At 64.8% G+C, this 18978-nt stretch carries 14 protein-coding genes; 8 read left to right on the top strand and 6 right to left on the bottom strand.

Going from position 1 to position 18978, the window contains the following annotated elements; translation table 11 throughout:
• The first annotated feature begins 240 nt into the window (after positions 1-240).
• Genes CAG41_RS17210 through CAG41_RS17190 form a run of 5 tightly spaced genes read left to right on the top strand, consistent with a single transcriptional unit; the run spans position 241 to position 6783 of the window.
• The gene (locus tag CAG41_RS17210) at positions 241-3729 is read left to right on the top strand and encodes a response regulator (RefSeq protein ID WP_085639738.1); all 3489 of its coding nucleotides are present in this window, start codon (positions 241-243) and stop codon (positions 3727-3729) included.
• A complete protein-coding gene (locus tag CAG41_RS17205; protein ID WP_085583254.1) occupies positions 3729-4562 on the top strand; it encodes a protein-glutamate O-methyltransferase CheR in 834 nt (277 codons plus the stop codon). Before CAG41_RS17210 ends, CAG41_RS17205 begins: the two co-directional genes overlap by 1 nt.
• On the top strand, positions 4559-5152 hold the full coding sequence (locus CAG41_RS17200) for a chemotaxis protein CheB (RefSeq protein WP_085583252.1): 594 nt from the start codon (positions 4559-4561) through the stop codon (positions 5150-5152). Before CAG41_RS17205 ends, CAG41_RS17200 begins: the two co-directional genes overlap by 4 nt.
• Positions 5146-6360, top strand: a complete 1215-nt coding sequence (locus CAG41_RS17195; RefSeq protein ID WP_085583250.1) for a hybrid sensor histidine kinase/response regulator — start codon at positions 5146-5148, stop codon at positions 6358-6360. Before CAG41_RS17200 ends, CAG41_RS17195 begins: the two co-directional genes overlap by 7 nt.
• A 45-nt stretch (positions 6361-6405) precedes the next feature.
• Positions 6406-6783 carry a response regulator gene (locus CAG41_RS17190; protein ID WP_085583248.1) on the top strand — a complete coding sequence of 126 codons (378 nt, stop codon included), beginning with the start codon at positions 6406-6408 and terminating at the stop codon, positions 6781-6783.
• A gap of 15 nt (positions 6784-6798) precedes the next feature.
• Here CAG41_RS17190 and CAG41_RS17185 read toward each other — a convergent pair whose 3' ends face one another.
• Positions 6799-7854 carry a tetratricopeptide repeat protein gene (locus CAG41_RS17185; RefSeq protein WP_085583246.1) on the bottom strand — a complete coding sequence of 352 codons (1056 nt, stop codon included), beginning with the start codon at positions 7852-7854 and terminating at the stop codon, positions 6799-6801.
• Between the two features lie 181 nt (positions 7855-8035).
• On the opposite strand from CAG41_RS17185, the gene CAG41_RS17180 reads away from it, so the two are divergent.
• From CAG41_RS17180 to CAG41_RS17170, 3 genes are read left to right on the top strand one after another with little or no spacing between them, the layout of a single operon-like run.
• Positions 8036-10183 (top strand): FUSC family protein, encoded by a 2148-nt coding sequence (locus CAG41_RS17180; protein WP_256575727.1) that lies wholly within the window; start codon positions 8036-8038, stop codon positions 10181-10183.
• Complete coding sequence (locus tag CAG41_RS17175; protein ID WP_085583243.1) at positions 10173-10373, top strand: DUF1656 domain-containing protein; 201 nt, start codon at positions 10173-10175, stop codon at positions 10371-10373. The genes CAG41_RS17180 and CAG41_RS17175 overlap by 11 nt, the downstream gene beginning before the upstream one ends.
• 4 nt (positions 10374-10377) lie before the next feature.
• Positions 10378-11325 (top strand): HlyD family secretion protein, encoded by a 948-nt coding sequence (locus CAG41_RS17170; protein WP_085583241.1) that lies wholly within the window; start codon positions 10378-10380, stop codon positions 11323-11325.
• 422 nt (positions 11326-11747) lie between these two features.
• Here CAG41_RS17170 and CAG41_RS17165 read toward each other — a convergent pair whose 3' ends face one another.
• The 5 genes from CAG41_RS17165 to CAG41_RS17145 all read right to left on the bottom strand — a co-directional run bounded on the left by CAG41_RS17165 (position 11748) and on the right by CAG41_RS17145 (position 18899).
• Entirely contained in the window at positions 11748-13169 is a 1422-nt protein-coding gene (locus tag CAG41_RS17165; RefSeq protein ID WP_085583239.1) for an efflux transporter outer membrane subunit, read from the bottom strand.
• Entirely contained in the window at positions 13166-16345 is a 3180-nt protein-coding gene (locus CAG41_RS17160) for an efflux RND transporter permease subunit (protein WP_085632432.1), read from the bottom strand. Before CAG41_RS17160 ends, CAG41_RS17165 begins: the two co-directional genes overlap by 4 nt.
• 15 nt (positions 16346-16360) lie before the next feature.
• Positions 16361-17614, bottom strand: a complete 1254-nt coding sequence (gene mexE, locus CAG41_RS17155) for a multidrug efflux RND transporter periplasmic adaptor subunit MexE (RefSeq protein WP_085583235.1) — start codon at positions 17612-17614, stop codon at positions 16361-16363.
• 227 nt (positions 17615-17841) lie between these two features.
• Positions 17842-18669 (bottom strand): helix-turn-helix domain-containing protein, encoded by an 828-nt coding sequence (locus CAG41_RS17150; RefSeq protein WP_085707247.1) that lies wholly within the window; start codon positions 18667-18669, stop codon positions 17842-17844.
• A gap of 2 nt (positions 18670-18671) precedes the next feature.
• Complete coding sequence (locus tag CAG41_RS17145) at positions 18672-18899, bottom strand: hypothetical protein (RefSeq protein WP_085583231.1); 228 nt, start codon at positions 18897-18899, stop codon at positions 18672-18674.
• Positions 18900-18978: the final 79 nt, after the last annotated feature.

Raw genomic sequence — 18978 nt, 5'->3', positions numbered from 1 at the left:
AGGGGAGCGCGGTCTTGCGAAACAACCGCGCTTTAGCATGAGTAAATGGCGCAATGCCACAAGTTCCCCGGCATCGCTCAAAAAGGTGCGAATGCGGGTCGGCCGTCAAGGATAACGGCTGATTTGCGAAATCGCGCAGGCAAACCGGGACAATTGCTGCTAAAGCTGAGAGAAAAATGGATCCATGTTGCCGTTTTCGGGCAAACTCCCTGAATTTCAACAGTTCGACAAGGCTGTCCAATGACCTCTACGTCTTCGGTCGATGAACTACGGTTCCGTAAACTCCTGACCCGCAACGTCAGCCTGCCGCTGGCGGTCGGCGCGCTCAGCGCGGTGTTCTTCGTGGTGCTGATCACGTATCTGCTCTCGGTGATCAAGTGGGTGGAGCACACCGACCGGGTGATCAACAACGCCAATGAAGCGGTGAAGCTCACGGTCGACCTGGAGACCGGGATGCGCGGCTTCCTGCTCAGCGGCGACGAGCACTTCCTGGATCCCTACGAGACGGCCAAGCCGCGGATCGCCGTGGCGCTCGGCACCTTGCTCGAACTCACCGCCGACAACCCGGTGCAGACCGACCGCATACGCCGCCTGCAAGCGTTGCAGGCCGAGTGGGCGACCTACGCGCAATCGATGATCGACCTGCAGCGCAGCAGCGGCGACTACCGCGCCGCCGTCAAGGCCGGGCGCGGCAAGCGCCTGACCGACGAGATCCGCAAGCAGTTCGAGGACGTGATCGACACCGAGCAGCAATTGCGCACCGCGCGCAACGAAGACGTGCGCCGCACCACGATCTGGAGCATCAGCCTGTACATCCTGTTCGTCGCGGCCATCAGCGGCCTGCTGGCCTATGTCGGCCGCCGGGACTTGCTCAACCTGTCGCAGAACTACGGCGCCAACCTCGACGCCCAGCAGGCCAGCGCCCAGCGCCTGGAGCGGCAGGCCTGGCTGCGCAGCGGGCAGTCGGAGCTGGCCGAGCAGGTGTTGGGGCAACTCACCCTCAACCTGTTGGGCCGCAACATCCTGCAGTTCTGTGCCCAGTACTTGGGCGTCGCGGTGGCGGCGCTGTATGTGCGCGAAGAGCACGGCGGCCTCAAGCGTGTGGCCACCTACGGCTTCTCCCGCGACCAGGAAGCGCAGGAACAATCGATCTACAGCGACGAAGGCATTGTCGGCCAGGCCGCGCAGCAGGGGCGCCTGATCCGTCTGGAACCGGTGCCCTCCGACTACTTCAAGGTCAGTTCGGGCCTGGGAGAGGGCGTGCCGAGCAGCGTGCTGGTGGTGCCGACCAGCGACGATGACCGGGTCAACGGTGTGGTCGAACTGGGCTTCCTGCGCCCGCTCAACGAGCGCGACGTCGAGCTGCTGGAGCTGATCGCCGGCAACATCGGCATCTCCATCGAGGCGGCCCGTTACCGTCAGCGCCTGCAGGAGGTGCTCGCCGAGACCCAGCAGCTCAACGAAGAGCTGCAGGTGCAGCAGGAAGAGCTCAAGACTGCCAACGAGGAGCTGGAGGAACAGTCACGGATCCTCAAGGAGTCCCAGGCGCATCTGGAGACCCAGCAGGTCGAGCTGGAGCAGACCAACGAACAGCTCGCCGAGCAGACCCAGATCCTGGCCGAGCAGCGCGACGCCATGGACCTGAAGAACACCGAACTCAACCAGGCCCAGGCGCAGTTGGAAGAACGCGCCGAAGAGTTGCAGCGCTCCAGCAAGTACAAGTCCGAGTTCCTGGCCAACATGTCCCACGAACTGCGCACGCCGCTGAACAGCTCGCTGATCCTGGCCAAGCTGCTGGCGGAGAACCCCCAGGAGAACCTGTCGGCCGAGCAGGTCAAGTTCGCCGAGTCGATCTATTCGGCCGGCAACGACTTGCTCAACCTGATCAACGACATCCTCGACATCGCCAAGGTCGAGGCCGGCAAGCTTGAAGTGGTGGCCGACAGCACCAGCGTGGAGCGCCTGGCCGAGGGCCTGCGCGGGGTGTTCGAGCCGCTGGCGGCGGACAAGCGCCTGGCGTTCGACGTCGTGGTGCAGCCCGATGCGCCGCAGACCCTGTTCACCGACCGGCAGCGGTTGGAGCAGGTGGTCAAGAACCTGCTGTCCAACGCCGTGAAGTTCACCGAGCAGGGCTCGGTCAGCCTGACCATCGCCGGCCAGCCGAACGACGGCGTGGCGTTCATCGTCCGCGACACCGGGATCGGCATCGCGGCCAACCAGCAGGAAAGCATCTTCGAGGCGTTCCACCAAGCCGACGGCACCACCAACCGCAAATACGGCGGCACCGGGCTCGGCCTGTCGATCTCCCGCGACCTGGCGGCCCTGCTCGGCGGCTTCATCAGCGTCAGCAGCGCGCCGGGTCGCGGCAGCGTGTTCACCCTGGTGGTGCCGCAGCACTACCGCCAGAACAGCGAGACGCCGGCCGTGCCGGTAAACTTCAATCCCGTCTCCATCGAACCGGCCGAGGCGGCGCCCGAGCCGGCGTCACCGCCGTCGATGGACCTGCCGCGGTTCAACGACGACCGCGACAAGGCCCCGTTCGACAGCCGCAGCATCCTGGTGGTGGAGGATGAGCCGAACTTCGCCAACATCCTGTACGACCTGGCCCACGAACTGGGTTACCGCTGCCTGGTCGCCCACGGCGCCGACGAAGGCTACGACCTGGCCCGCGAGTTCCTGCCGGACGCGATCCTGCTGGACATGCGCCTGCCGGATCACTCGGGGCTGACCGTGCTGCAGCGCTTGAAGGAACACCCCGAAACCCGGCACATCCCGGTGCACGTGATCTCGGTCGAGGACCGGGTCGAAGCGGCGATGCACATGGGCGCCATCGGTTATGCGGTCAAGCCGACCACCCGCGACGAGCTCAAGGACGTGTTCGCGCGCCTGGAAGCCAAGCTGACGCAGAAGGTCAAGCACGTGCTGCTGGTCGAGGACGACGACCTGCAGCGCGAAAGCATCGCCCGCCTGATCGGCGACGAAGACATCGAGATCACCGCCGTGGGGCTGGCCCAGGATGCGCTGGAGCTGCTGCGCACCACCGTGTTCGATTGCATGGTCATCGACCTGAAGCTGCCGGACATGCTCGGCAACGATCTGCTCAAGCGGATGTCCACCGAAGACATCCGCTCGTTCCCGCCGGTGATCGTCTACACCGGGCGCAACCTGACCCGCGACGAAGAGGCCGACCTGCGCAAGTATTCGCGCTCGATCATCATCAAGGGCGCTCGCTCCCCGGAACGCCTGCTGGATGAGGTCACACTCTTTTTGCACAAAGTCGAATCGCAGTTGTCCCATGAGCGGCAGAAGATGCTCAAGACCGCCCGCAGCCGCGACAAGGTCTTCGAGGGCCGCAAGGTGCTGCTGGTGGACGACGATGTGCGCAACATCTTCGCCCTGACCAGCGCGCTGGAGCACAAGGGTGCCGTGGTGGTGATCGGCCGTAACGGCCGTGAAGCGATTGAACGGCTCAATGAAATCGAGGACATCGATCTGGTGCTGATGGACGTGATGATGCCGGAAATGGACGGCTTCGAAGCCACCATGGAAATCCGCAAGGATCCGCGCTGGCGCAAGCTGCCGATCATCGCGGTGACGGCCAAGGCCATGAAGGACGATCAGGAGCGCTGCCTGCAGGCGGGCGCCAACGACTACCTGGCCAAGCCCATCGACCTGGATCGCCTGTTCTCGTTGATTCGGGTGTGGTTGCCGAAGATGGAACGCATTTAGTGGAACGACATTATTCAGTCGAGCGCAACAGTGAGATTGAGCTTCGGCTGTTGATCGAGGCTATCTACCTCAAGTACAGCTATGATTTTCGCGATTACTCCGGCGCTTCGATCAAGCGCCGGGTGCTGCACGCGCTGAGCCAGTTCGAGTGCAGCACCATTTCCGCCCTGCAGGAAAAGGTGCTGCACGACCCGACCGCGTTCATGCAGCTGCTGCAGTTGCTGACGATCCCGGTCAGCGAGATGTTCCGCGACCCGTCGCACTTTCTCGCGATCCGGCGCGAAGTGGTGCCGCTGCTCAAGACCTATCCGTCGATCAAGATCTGGATCGCCGGGTGCAGCACCGGCGAAGAGGTGTATTCGATGGCGATCCTGCTGCGTGAGGAAGGGTTGCTGGAGCGCACGATCATCTATGCGACCGACATCAATCCGCATTCGCTGGACAAGGCCAAGCAGGGCATCTTCTCCATGGAAAACGTGCGTGCCTACACCGCCAACTATCAGCAGGCGGGCGGCCAGCGGTCGTTCGCCGACTACTACACGGCGGCCTACGGCTACGCGATCTTCGACAAGAGCCTGTGCGAGAACGTGACGTTCGCCGACCACAGCCTGGCGACCGACAGCGTGTTCTCCGAGACCCAATTGATCTCTTGCCGCAACGTGCTGATCTATTTCAACAAGAAGCTGCAGGACCGGGCCTTCAGCCTGTTCCACGAGTCGCTGTGCCACCGGGGCTTTCTGGTGCTGGGCAGCAAAGAGACGCTGGATTTCTCCAGTTACGCCAACCGGTTCGACCCGTTGGTGAAACAAGAACGGATCTACCGCAAATCATGAACGGCGCCACGGGCTTGCCCCGGATCGAGGCCATCGCGGTGGGCGCTTCCGCCGGAGGCGTCGAAGCCTTGCTGACGTTGCTGGCGCCGCTGCGCCAGGGGTTCAGGCTGCCGATCATTGTCGTGCTGCACCTGCCGGAAGAGCGGCGCAGCCAACTGGCCGAAGTCTTCGCCAGGCGGATGTCGCTGCCGGCGGTCGAAGCCATCGACAAGCAGCAGATCGCCCCCGGCACCGTGTACTTCGCCACGCCCGGCTATCACCTGTCGGTGGAGCAGGACCGCAGCCTTTCGCTGAGCCTGGAGGACCGGGTGCACCATTCCCGGCCCTCCATCGATTACCTGTTCGAGTCCGCCGCCGACGTCTACGGCGCGGCGCTGGCCGCCGTCCTGCTGACTGGCGCCAACCACGACGGCGCCCAGGGCCTGGCCCAGGTCAAGCGCCACGGCGGGCTGACCGTCGTCCAGGATCCGCAGGAGGCACACGTGGCCACCATGCCCCTGGCCGCGCTGAGCCTTCATCAACCCGACCACATTCTCCCCCTGCACGGCATCAGCCGTTTGCTTGTCGAGCTGGAACGAATCGCATGCTGAGTAATATCCAGGCAAAACTGCTGATCGTCGACGATCTGCCGGAAAACCTGCTGGCCCTGGAAGCGCTGATCAAGCGCGAAGACCGCATCGTCCACAAGGCGTTGTCGGCGGACGAGGCGTTGTCGCTGCTGCTGCAGCACGAATTCGCCATGGCCATCCTGGACGTGCAGATGCCCGGCATGAACGGCTTTGAACTGGCCGAGATGATGCGCAGCACCGAAAAGACCAAGAACATCCCGATCATCTTCGTCAGCGCCGCCGGCCGTGAACTGAACTACGCGTTCAAGGGCTACGAAAGCGGCGCGGTGGATTTCCTGCACAAGCCGCTGGACGTGCAGGCGGTCAAGAGCAAGGTCAACGTGTTCGTCGACCTGTACCGCCAGAGCAAGGCCCTCAAGCAGCAGCTCGAAGCGCTGGAGCAGAGCCGGCGCGAACAGCAGGTGCTGCTGGAGCAGTTGCAGAGCACCCAGGCGGAACTGCAGCAAGCGGTGCGCATGCGCGACGACTTCATGTCGATCGTCGCCCATGAAGTGCGCACACCGCTCAATGGCCTTATCCTCGAAACGCAGTTGCGCAAGATGCACCTGGCCCGGGACAACGCCGCCGCGTTCACCCTGGACAAGATGAACGCCATGGTCGAGCGCGACGAGCGGCAGATCCAGAGCCTGATCCGCCTGATCGAAGACATGCTCGACGTGTCGCGCATCCGCACCGGCAAGCTGTCGATCCGGCCGAGCCGTTTCGACCTGGCGCAATTGGTGGGCAACCTGCTGCAGAACTTCGCGCAGCAGATCGAAGCGGCGGAAACCGAGGTCAGCTTCAGCGCACCGGAGCCGGTGGAAGGGCACTGGGACGAGTTCCGCATCGAGCAGGTGGTCTCCAACCTGTTGACCAACGCCTTGCGCTACGGCGGCAAGAGCCCGATCCAGGTGCGGGTGTACCGCGAAGGCGACGAGGCGCGGGTCGAGGTCGCCGACCACGGCATCGGCATCAGCGAGGAAAACCAGAAGCGGATCTTCCAGCAGTTCGAAAGGGTGTCGGCCAAGACCGTGGTGGCCGGATTGGGCCTGGGGCTGTTCATCTCCGAACAGATCGTCGCGGCCCATGGCGGTTCGATCACCGTCCAGAGCCGGATCAACGAAGGCGCGCTGTTTCGCGTCTGCCTGCCGCTGGGCGAAAACGGCGAACCGGACGCAACCTCTGAGTGACCGCACGGTCGTACTCAGCAGCTATTGACCGAACAAAGGCTTTCCATGAGCACAGATGCACAAGATGTAGTACTCGTCGTCGAGGACGAACCCGTTATCTTGATGATCCTCACCGACTACCTGAGGGGCGAGGGTTATCACGTCCTGGAGGCGGAAAACGGCGAGCAGGCCTTCGAGATCCTGGCGAGCAAGCCGCATCTGGACCTGCTGATCAGCGATTTCCGTCTGCCCGGCGGCATCAACGGCGTGCAGATCGCAGAGCCGGCCGTCAAGCTGAGGCCGGACCTGAAGGTGATCTTCATCAGCGGCTACCCGCAGGAGATCCGCGAGACCGACAGCCCGATCACGCGCAAGGCGCCGATCCTGGAAAAACCGTTCGACCTGGACGTGCTGCAGGAAAAGATCCGCGAGCTGCTGGCGTAAGGGCTGACGGCGGGCTCAGAGCCCTTGCTGCAACGACGGGTCGTCCGGATTCATCTGCTCCAGCTGGGCCAGCAGGATCTGGACGTTCTGCAGTTGGCCGCTTTCCTTCCAGTAACTGATCAGCAGCACCCGGGCCTTGCGGTCGGCGGGATGGCGCTGGACGACTTCCTGCAACTGCTTCTGCGCCGCCTCCAGTTCCTCGGCCCCGTGCAGGGTGGTGGCCAGGTCGTAGCGGTAATCCTTGTTGTCGGGCTCAAGCTCCACCGCCCTGGACAGGCCCAGCAGCGCGTATTCGCGTTGGTCGTGATGCAGCAGCCACAGGCCCAGGGCATGTTGCAGGTAGGCGGAGTCGGGCTGGGCCTTCAACTGTTTGGCCAGCAATTGCCGGGCCGCGTCACTCTGGCCCTGGCGGTCCAGCACTTCGATCTGCATCACCAGCGCGGGCAGGTTGGCCGGATCCAGGCGCAATGTCTGCTCCAGCGCCTCCTGCGCCTGCTTCAGTTCCGCATTGTGCAGGTGCAGGCGGGCCAGCTGCGCGTAGCGGTCGGCGCTTTCGGGCTCAAGCTTGAGGGCCTGTTCCCAACTGTCGATGCCTTGCTGCAGCGGGGCGAAATACAGGCCCAGTTCGTCCGGGGTCAGGCCGAGCAGGGCGTTGATCGTCGCAAAGCGCACCGTCTGGTCTTCGTCGTCCAGCAATGGGCCGAGCAACAGGCTGCGTTGGCCGCCGGGCACCAGGCCGACGATGCTCTTGATCGCCGCCAGCCGCACGTCCGGCGACTCGTTCTGAAGGTCCGCATCCGCCAGCTTCAGCGCCTGGGGGCTCGGATAGTTGGGCAGCTCGGCGTGCAGCCAGACGCGCCGCTTGACCGTCAGGTCCGGACGCGCCAACTGCTGGTAAAGCACCCGGGCGGCGCCGGGCTTGCCGGCGCGGGCGGCGGACAAGGCTTCGCTGTAGCCGTGCTTGATCGCTTCGGGGATGACCGGTGCGGTGCTGCGCAGGGACAGCCAGGCAACGCCGAGCGCCAGCACGAGACCGAGGCTGATGAGCAGGTAGCGGCGAGACGGTGGCATGCAGGGATCCGGAGACGGGCGAGGGGCAAGCTTCGGTCAGTGCGCGCCATGAGTCAAACCCTGTGGCCGTTTATGCCGACGGACCGGCATTTCACTTCGCACGAATCGGCCTACAGACTGTGTCGACCACGTTACCTGTCGAGCCTTCGATGCAGTGTCTACGCTTGCAGGAGTCGTCTGGATGAGCGTGTCCATGCAAGCCTTGGTCAATTACTTCAATTCGGTGCTCCATCCCGGTCGGGCGGTGCTGCTGTTCGGCCTGCGTACCGTCGCCGCCGGGCTGCTGACGCTGTACCTGGCGTTCCTGTTCGATCTGGACCAGCCCAAGTGGTCGATCATGGCGGTGGTCATCATCAGCCAGCCGTTGGCCGGCATGGCCCTGGCCCGCAGCTTCGGCCAGGTCATCGGCACGACGCTCGGCGCGGTGGTGGCGGTGCTGATCATGGCGATCTTCCCCCAGGCGCCCTTGCCGTTCATCGCCACCCTGGCGCTGTGGCTGGCCCTGTGCACCGCCGGCGGTACGCTGCTGCGCTACACCAGTTCACAGGCCTTCGTGCTCAGCGGATACACCGCCGTGGTGGTGGCCTTGCTGGCGATTCCGGATCAGGACGGCACCTTTCTGCTGGCGGTCACCCGCGTCACCGAAACCTTGCTGGCGGTGGCCTGCGTCTGCGTGGTCAGCCTGTTGACGGCCCGTCCCGAGGCGGTCACCCGGGGCTATTTCGACAAGGTCGATCAGGTCATCAAGCTTGCGGCCCTGCATTCGGCGGCGGTGCTGCGCACCGAAGAGGACGAGGCCGCCTTCCAGCAGCGGCAGATGCGCCTGCTGGGGGAGATCAGTGCCCTGGAAGGGTTGCGCCGCCACCTCTATTTCGATGCCCCGAGACTGCGCAGCGCAGACGGTCTGGTGCTGCTGCTCGGCAACCAACTGATGCTGCTGACCTCACGCCTGACCGCGTTGCGTCACCAGCGCGAATTGCTCACGGCGCGCTGGGAGGGTGAACTGCCGCCGGATATCCAGCGTCTGCGCGCCGAGGAACTGGCCTTTCTCGACCAACTGGCGCAGCAGGGGCGTGCGCTGCCGGCCCAGGCGCGTCACCACTTCGTGACCCTGCAACAGCAGTTCGACGAACTGGCCTATAAGGCCGAGCAACTGACCGAAGACATGAGCGCGACCCTGCGTTCGCTGGCCTGGGCGTTGCGCTGGGAACAGGCGCGCCTGTTGCAGCAACTGGAACAGATCCTGGAACTGAGCGACGCGATCCAGGAGGGAAGGGAGGCCAGTTGCGTGTTCCGCGGTCAGGCCAACCCCCTGCACCTGGATTTCACGCTGGCCACGATGAACGCCATCCGGGCCTTCAGCGCCTTGATGATCGCGGGGCTGATCTGGATCGAGACGGCCTGGGACGGTGCCCGCGGCGGAATGATTCTGGTGGGGATCCTGTGTTCGCTGATGGCGACCTTTCCGCGCCCTCTGATCGCCGCGCAGAGCTATGCCCGCGGGTTGGGCCTGGCCCTCGTGGTGTCGGCGTTCTACCAATTCATGCTGGTGCCGGCGGTCAGCGATTTCGAACCGCTGGCGTTGCTGCTGGCGCCGTTGCTCTATGTGATCGCGGTCGGCCTCGCCAGCCCGGCGACGGCCGGCATCGGCATGGGGCTGGGGCTGTCGAGCTTCCTGATGCTCGGCCCGCAGAACGTCGGGACCGGGCAGAACTCGGCCATCCAATGGTTCGAATTCGCGGGCGCCTACGTCAGTGCGGCCATGCTCGCCCTCATGGTCTATGCCTGGATCTTTCCGTTCCGGCCGGTGCTGCGGATTCGTCGCTTCTACAACGAGGCGCGGGAGCAGGTCTATGCCCTGACGAAGGGGGCGGCCACCGACGAACAACAGTTTGAGTTCGAAAGCCGCATGGTGGATCGGTTGACCACGATGCTGGGGCTGCTGCCGGCGGCCAATGACCGGGCCATGCAGGCGTTGTACGAAACCAGCCTGGCCTGCGTGGCGGCGGGGGTGGCGATGCATCAGCTCAGGCAGCAGGCGCAGGGCAATACGTTGCTGTCGGAAACCTTCAGCCGTCGTTTGACGGCGGCGGTGCGGCAAGCCGGGCGATTTGTCGTGGGCCGCCCGGATGTGCAGCTCAAGCCGTTGCTGGTCGAACTGCACGCGTTGGGCGACGGTCTCGACGACCTGCATGTCGCCAGCCATGAACACGTGTGGTCGGTGTTTCGCATGCGCGTGGCGCTGTTGATCGTCGTCTCGTTCCTGGAACGGCACGGTGAGCGCCTGCAACACCCTGTCCCTGAAGGAGAGCCGGCCCTTGCCCATTGATTTCGAGATAGGCGGGGTCTACCTGCCGCCGATTGCCCAGGCGCTGTTGCTGGCCATCCCTGTCTTTCTCCTGTTGGACCGGGTGCTGCGCCGGCTGGGCGTGCTGCGTCGGGTCTGGCACGAGGCGCTGTTCGAGGGTGCGCTGTACGCCTGCGTCTGCGCGACGTTGATTCTGCTGATGGGAGCCTGAGGCCTTGAAGACATTGCTTGCCCGATTGACGACATTGGCGGTGGTGGCGCTGGCCATCGTGCTCGGCTGGTTCGCCTGGGAGCATTACACCCGCGCCCCGTGGACCCGTGACGCGAGGGTGAGGGCGGATGTGGTGACGCTGTCGGCGGACGTGTCGGGCCGCATCGTCAAATTGGCCGTGCAGGACAACCAGCATGTGCAGAAGGGTCAACTGCTGCTGGAGATCGACCCGGCACGCTACAGCCTGGCGGTGGAGCATGCCCGGCGCTCGGTGGAGGTGGCCAAGGCAGCGCTGGGGCAGTCCCAGGCGGCCATCGTCGCCAGCGGGGCGCTGCTCAAGCAGCGCGAAAGCGAAGAGCGGCGACGGCGCACCCTCAAGCAAGGCTTCGCCATCTCGGGGGAGGAATGGGAGAAGTCCAGCACCGAAGTGGCCGTCGCCCAGGCCGACCTGTTGCGCAACCAGGCCAATCTCGGCCTGGCCGAGGCCAATGTGCAACTGGCGGTGGCGGCGCTGACCCAGGCGGAGCTGGATCTGCAGCGCACCCGGGTGGAGGCGCCGGTCAGCGGTTACGTCACCAACCTGCTGACCCGCGAAGGCGACTATGCCGTGACGGGCGGCGCACTGGTCGCGTTGGTGGACAGCGAATCGTTCTATGTCAGCGGCTATTTCGAGGAAACCAAACTGCCCAGGATCAGCGAGGGCGACCGGGTACGGGTCGAGTTGATGAGCGGTGAGCGGTTCGAGGGCACCGTGCAGAGCATCGCCTTTGCCATCGCCGACCGTGAGAACGCACCGGGCAGCCGGCTGCTGGCCAACATCAACCCCAGTTACACCTGGGTGAAGCTGGCGCAGCGGGTGCCGGTGCGGATTGCGATCGACGGCGACTATGCCGGCAAAGACCGGCTGCGGGCGGGGACGACTGCGACGGTGACGGTGCTGGAGCACAAGTGAACTTGGTGAGACGGCATTGCCGCTGTCTGATCCACCGCCATCGCCAGCAGGCTGGCTCCCACAGGGGATCATCGGTGGCCGCAATATCCAGGCACACCACAAAAACTGTAGGAGCTTGCCTGCAAGCGATGAGGCCGGCACTGCTGATATCTGTATTGCCTGATCCACCGCCATCGCCGGCAAGCCGGCTCCCACAGTTATTGCGGTAGCCGCAGTTTCTGCATGTACCCACGGCCCCCTGTGGGAGCTGGCTTGCCAGCGATGAGGTCCGTCCAAACGACACCGCAGGCTGACCTGGCGCCGCAAAGGGCATCACCCAAAACCGAACCCTCAGAAACAAAAAAGCCCCGCGACCGAATGATACGCGGGGCAAAGAATTGGTTGGTTGCGGCCAACCAAAGGAGCTCTTTAAAAAAACGGAATTACTTGCTGGCGACGGTCTCCGGCTGCCAGCCGCCACCCAGGGCCTTGTAGATCGCGACGATGCCGCGGTACAGGTCGACTTCGGCCTGGGCCTGGCTGTCTTCGGCGGCCAGGCGCTCACGCTGGGCGTCGAGCAGCACCAGGAAATCGGCGGTGCCTTCGCGGTAGCGGATCTCGGCGAGGTCGGCGGCCTTGCGGCTCGACTCGCTTTGACGGATCAGCGAGATCAGGCGCTGTTGGCGCTTGCCGTAGTCGCTGAAGGCGTTCTCCGATTCCTCGAGGGCCAGCAGCACTTGCTGCTCGTAGGTCGCCAGGGCGCCTTCGGCGTCGGCATCGGCGCCGCGCAGGCGGGCCCGCACGCTGCCCAGGTCAAACGCTGCCCAGGTGATGCTCGGGCCGAGCGCCCAGGCGTTGGCCGCCGATGAGCCGATCTGCGAGCCGCGCCCGGCCGTCCAGCCGAGGAAACCGCTGAGGCTGACCCGAGGGAACAGGTCGGCCTTGGCCACACCGATGCGCGCCGTGGCGGATGCCAGTTTGCGTTCGGCGCTGAGGATGTCCGGACGGCGTTGCAGCAGTTCGCCCGGATCGCCGATCGGCAGCGCCTTGGCGATCGCCGGCAGGTCTTTGGGGCTCAGGTCGACGGTCAGCTTGTCCGGACGCTCGCCCAACAGCGTGGCGATGCGGTTCTTCTGGCGAACCTGCTCGGCCTGCAGTTGCGGCACGCTGGCTTCCACGGAGGCGAGGCGGGCATCGGCGCGTTCCACGTCGAGCTGATCGCCCACGCCGGCATCGCGCAGGCTGATGGTGATCTTGCGCGACTCCTGCTGGTTCTCCAGGTTGGCCAGCGCGATCTTCTCGCGCAGTTGCGCGCCGCGCAGTTGGCCGTAGGCGTCCACCAGTTCGGCGATCATGGTCACCTGCAACTGGTACAGGTCGGCTTCGGCCGCCTGCTGGTCGGCCTCGCTGGCTTCCAGGTTGCGCTGGATGCGGCCGAACAGGTCCACTTCCCAGGCCATATCCAGTCCCAGGTCATAGCGCTCGCTGTTGACCCGGCGGGTGGTCTGGCCGGGAATCTGTCCCTTGGCCAGGTCGCTGCTGGCGCGGCTGGTGATGGTCGGCATGGCGTCGTTGCTGACGTCGTCGCGGATCGCCCGGGCAGCCTTCCAGCGGGCGAACGCTACGCGCAGCTGGCGGTTGCCTTGCAGCGACTGGGTCACCAACTGGTTGAGGGTCGGGTCGTCGAACTGCTGCCACCAGATGCCTTCGAACTTCGAACGGTCGAAGTTCTTCTGGCCGGCGGCGCCATCGGTGGCGGCCGTGATGTTGGCCGCCTCCGTGGCTGGGGTCTTGTAGTCGGGGCCGACGGCGCAGGCACTCAAGGCCAGCACCAGCAGACTCGGCAGGAAGACTTTCAGACTCATTGTTGCGCCTCCAATTGCAGGGCTTTGGCCGCTTTGCGGGCTTCACCGCGCTCCACGAAGTTGCGGATCAGTACATAGAAGACCGGCGTCAGCAGCAGACCGAAGAAGGTCACCCCGAGCATCCCGGAGAACACCGCCACACCCATGGCGTGACGCATCTCGGCGCCGGCGCCGGTGGAGATCACCAGCGGCACCACACCCATGATGAACGCGAAGGAGGTCATCAGGATCGGCCGCAGACGCAGACGGCACGCTTCCAGCACCGCAGCCAGCGGATCGAGGCCTTCCTGCTGCTTGTCCTTGGCGAACTCGACGATCAGGATCGCGTTCTTGCACGCCAGGCCCACCAGTACGATCAGGCCGATCTGGGTGAAGATGTTGTTGTCGCCGCCGGAGGCGATGACACCGGTGATGGCCGACAGCAGGGTCATCGGTACGATCAGGATCACCGCCAGCGGCAGGCTCCAGCTTTCGTACTGCGCCGCGAGCACCAGGAACGCCAGCAATACGCAGAGCGGGAACACGAACAGCGCGGTGTTGCCGGCCAGGATCTGCTGGTAGGTCAGGTCGGTCCACTCGTAGGTCATGCCGTTGGGCAGTTCGTCCTTGAGCAGCTTCTCGATGGCGGCCTGGGCCTGGCCGGAGCTGTAGCCCGGGGCTGCCGCGCCGTTGATTTCAGCGGTGATGAAGCCGTTGTAGTGCATCACGCGGTCCGGCCCCGAGGTGTCGCTGACCTTGATGAAGGTCGCCAGCGGGATCATTTCGCCCTTGTTGTTGCGTACCTTGAGCTGGCCGATCTGGTCGGATTCGAGGCGGAACTGCTGCTCGGCCTGAACGTTGACCTGATAGGTGCGCCCGAAGCGGTTGAAGTCGTTGGCATACAGCGAACCCAGGTAGATCTGCAGGGTGTCGAAGATGTCGCTGACGGCTACGCCGTGGGTCTTGGCCTTCTCGCGGTCGATGGCGGCATCGACCTGCGGCACGTTCACGGTGTAGCTGGTGAACAGGTTGGCCAGCTCCGGCACGTTGTGGCTCTTGGCGATGATGTTCATGGTTTCCTTGTACAGCTCTTCGTAGCCCAGGTTGCCCCGGTCTTCGATCTGCAGGCGGAAACCGCCGATGGTGCCCAGCCCCTGTACCGGTGGCGGCGGGAAGATCGCCATGTAGGCTTCCTGGATCCCCGCGTACTGGCCGTTCAGGGCCCCGGCGATGGCGCCGGCGGACATGCTCGGATCCTTACGCTCGTCGAACGGTTTGAGGGTCACGAACACGATGCCGGCGTTCGGGCTGTTGGTGAAACCGTTGATCGACAGGCCCGGGAAGGCCACGGCGCTTTCCACGCCCGGCTGTTTCAGGGCCAGGTCGGACATGCGCTTGATCACGTCTTCGGTGCGGTCCAGGCTGGCGGCGTCCGGCAGTTGGGCGAAGGCCACCAGGTACTGCTTGTCCTGGCCGGGCACGAAACCGGTCGGCGTGCTGGAGAAACCGAAGAAGGTCAGCACCATCAGGCCGGCGTAGAGCAGCAGGGCGATGCCGCTGCTGCGGATGACCCGGCGCACGGTGCCGACGTAGCCATGGCTGGCCCGCACGAAGAAGCGGTTGAACGGACGGAACAGCCAGCCGCCCAGCAGCTTGTCGAGGATGCGCGAGAAGCGGTCCTTCGGCGCGTCGTGGCCCTTGAGCAGCACGGCAGCCAGTGCCGGCGACAGGGTCAGCGAGTTGAACGCCGAGATCACGGTGGAGATCGCGATGGTCAGGGCGAACTGCTTGTAGAACTGACCGGTGAGGCCGGAGATGAACGCCGCCGGGACGAACACGGCGCACAGCACCAGCGCGGTGGCGATGATCGGGCCGGTCACTTCGCCCATGGCGCGTTGGGTCGCCTCGAACGGGTTGAGCCCCAGCTCGATGTTTCGCTCGACGTTCTCCACCACCACGATGGCGTCGTCCACCACGATGCCGATGGCCAGCACCAGGCCGAACAGCGACAGGGCGTTGAGCGAGAAGCCGAACAGGTGCATCACGGCGAACGTACCGATCAGCGACACCGGCACCGCCACCAACGGGATGATCGAGGCGCGCCAGGTCTGCAGGAACAGGATCACCACCAGCACTACGAGGATCAGCGCTTCGAACAGGGTGTGAACCACCGCTTCGATGGAGCCGCGCACGAAGATCGTCGGGTCATAGACGATGCTGTAGTCCATGCCTTGCGGGAAGCCTTTCTTCAGCTCTTCCATCTTCGCCCGCACCTCGTTGGAGATCTCGATGGCGTTGGAGCCCGGACGCTGGAAGATCGGGATCGCCACCGCCGGCTGGTTGTTCAGCAGCGAGCGCAGGGCGTACTGGCTGGAGCCCAGCTCGACGCGGGCGATGTCCTTGAGGCGGGTGATCTCGCCGTTTTCGCCGGCGCGGATGATGATGTTCTCGAACTCTTCCTCAGAGACCAGACGGCCCTGGGTGTTGATCGACAGCTGGAAGCTTTGCGCGTTCGGCGCGGGCGGCGCGCCCAGTTGGCCGGCGGCCACCTGGCGGTTCTGCTCACGGATGGCCGTCACCACGTCGGTGGCGGTCAGGTTGCGCGAAGCGGTCTTGTTCGGATCCAGCCACACCCGCAGGGAGTAGTCGCCCATGCCGAACAGCTGCACGTCGCCGACGCCGCCCAGGCGGGCGAGTTCGTCCTTGATGTTCAGGATCGCGTAGTTGGACAGATAGAGCATGTCGTAGCGCTTGTCCGGCGAGGTCAAGTGCACAACCATGGTCAGGTCGGGCGAGGCCTTGTCGACGGTGATGCCGATGCGCGTCACTTCCTCGGGAAGCTTGGGCTCGGTGCGGGTCACCCGGTTCTGCACCTGCACCTGCGCGTTGTCCAGGTCGGTGCCCAGGGCGAAGGTGATGGTCAGGGTGATCTTGCCGTCGGCGGTGGACTGCGAGGACATGTACAGCATGTTCTCGACGCCGGTGATGGCCTGCTCCAGCGGAGCGGCCACGGTCTCGCCGATGACTTTGGGGTTGGCGCCCGGGAAGTTGGCCCGCACGACGACGGTCGGCGGCACGACTTCCGGGTATTCGCTGATCGGCAGCTGGAACAGCGAGATCGCACCGGCGATCAGGATCAGCAGCGACAGCACCGCTGCGAAGATCGGCCGTGAAATGAAGAATCTGGAGAAATTCATCGGAGTTGTTGTCCCTTAACCGCGTGGGGTCGCAGCAGCCAGTTTCACAACCGAACCCTGCGCGCCCTTGGCGGGTGCGACTTTGGGCAGGTTGCTGGCTTCCAGCGCTTGTCGTTGTTGAGCGAGGGCCGCGAGGGTCTGCTCGCTGGCCATCGGAACCACTTCAGGGGAGACCGGCGAACCCGGACGCACCCGTTGCAGCCCCTTGACGATGATCGTGTCGTCCTTGTTCAGGCCGTTGCGCACGATGCGCAGGCCTTCGATCTTCGGCCCCAGTTCGACGGGGCGGTAGGCGGTCTTGTTGTCCGCATCCATCACCAGCACGAACTTCTTGCCAAGGTCGGTGCCGACCGCTTCGTCGTTGATCAGCATGGCGTTGTAGGTGCCGCTGCCGACCAGCTTCAGGCGGGCGTACAGGCCGGGGGTGTAGGTGCCGTCGGTGTTGTCGAACACCGCACGGCCGCGGATGGTGCCGGTCTTGGGGTTGACCTGGTTGTCGACGAAGTTCATCTGGCCCAGGTGCGGGTTGCCGTCTTCGTTGGACAGGCCCATGTACACCGGCGTGGTGGCGCCGCGCTGGCCCTGGCGGGCGAGCTGGGTGTACTTGAGGAACACGCGCTCGTCGGCGTCGAAGTAGGCGTAGACCTTGTCGGTGGAGACCACGCTGGTCAGCGCCGTGGTGTCGGCGGTCACCAGGTTGCCGGCGGTGATTTCGGCACGGCTGACGCGGCCGCTGATCGGTGCGGTGACGCGGGTGAAGCTCAGGTTCAGCTTGGCCAGGTCCAGTTGTGCCTGCAGGGCACCGACGGCGGCGCGGGCTTCCTGGGCGGCGCTGGTGCGCGAGTCGGCCAGTTCAGCGGAAATGGCGTTGCTGGTACGCAGGCGTTCGCCGCGCACGGCTTCGTTTTCGCTGCGGGTGGCGTTGGCGCGGGCCTGGGCGACCAGGGCTTCGAGGCGGCGCACTTCGGCCTGGAACGGGCGAGGGTCGATCTGGAACAGCAAGTCGCCTTTCTTGACCAGCGCGCCTTCGGTGAAGGCGACCTCGTCGATCTGGCCGGAGACCCGCGGACGGATTTCGACGGTTTCCGGCGCCTCCAGGCGCCCCGTGAACTCGTCCCACTCGTTGACCGGCTGCTCCAGCACCTTGGCCACGCTGACCTTGGCGGCCGGCATGTTGGCGGCGGTCTGCGGCGCCTTGCCGCAGGCGCTCATCACGAGCACGGCCAGAAGGGCCAAGGGGAAGCGCAAATGTTTGAGTGATTGTTCCATGGATACATCCGCCAAAGTATTGAAGATGGGCGGATGATGATCGGCAGGGTAATGGCAAACGAATCGAATGGCGCGAAGGTAACTATCATTCGGAATGATATAAGCAGCGCGCAAGCCCTCTAGCATGCGCCTTTCGTTAGGTGGCTATCAATCGTTCCGGCGGCAATACAGTCTTGCGTGGCGCGCAACGGGGGGGCAACCGTCCGGTGCCCCTGCCGTGCGAGAGCCTATCCGGGGGGCAGGTGGTCGGGGGGTTTGGGGCCGCTTTTGCGGTCAATGTCGCCCACGCCCTGTTCGAGCGCCCGCAGCGCGGTCATGTCGAGGATTTCCACGAGCCGGCCCTGCAGGTTGACGATGCCCTGGGCACGCAGGCGGGCGACAGAACGGCACACAGTCTCCAGGCGCAGCCCCAGGTACGACGCCATGTCCTCGCGGGACATGCGCAGGATGAAGCTCTGGGCCGAGTAGCCGCGATCCACGAAGCAGCGCGACAGGTCGATCAGGAAATTGGCCAGACGCTCTTCGGCGGTGAGGTTGCAGAGCATCAGCACCCGCTCGTGCTCGCGCACGATTTCCCGGCTCATCAGGCGGTTCAGGCTTTGCTGCAGGACCGGGAAGTCGCGGGCCAGGGCCTGCAGCCGGCGATAGGGGATCGGACAGACCTCGCTGTCTTCCAGAGCGATGGCGTCGCACACATGGTGTTCGGTGGCGATGGCATCGAGCCCCAGCACGTCGCCGGGCATCCAGAAATTGATCACCACGCCCTGGCCTTCGGCGTTGTTCAGGTTCGTCTTGAAACTGCCGCAGCGCACGGCGTACAGGGTGGTCAGCGGGTCATTGGCGTTGAACAGCGGGGCGCCCTTGTGGATACGGATGCGCGGGCCGATCAGCGCGCCGAGGCATTGGCTGTCGTCCACCGGCAGTCCGGTCGGCAGGCACAGGCCGCTGACCCGGCAGGCTGCGCAGGCAGGGGGCAAGGGTTGCAGACGGATCGGTGCAGCGCCGTGGTCCGGTACGGGGTGGACAAGCCGGGCGGCGGTCGTTTGGCGGGTCATGGTCAGGCCTCCTGCACGCATCGCAGGGCTGCCGGCAGCGAGGTGTTCGCCGCGTCGGCCAGCGGTGATCCGCCGGCCAGCATGTCCCGGCTATGCGGCGCATCGAGCCGGGCAGTCAGGCGTTCGACGAACGATTCGGCCTCGGCGGCGGTGTTGAAGCGTACCCGCCAGTCGTCCAGGCGGACCCACCAGCCGTTCTGTTCGGTGTTCTTTTCGACGTAGACCTTCATGGGAGCCTCCTGAGCGTGCATGAGCATGACAACTGCAAAGCGGTGCAAAGCGAGGGCATCCCTGCCGCCGGCGGGACAG

Origin of the sequence: Pseudomonas sp. B35(2017) (genome assembly GCF_002113645.1) — a bacterium.
GTDB lineage: Bacteria > Pseudomonadota > Gammaproteobacteria > Pseudomonadales > Pseudomonadaceae > Aquipseudomonas > Aquipseudomonas ekonensis.
Note: the sequence above shows the minus strand (reverse complement) of the source record. Positions and strands in the feature narration are given on the sequence as shown.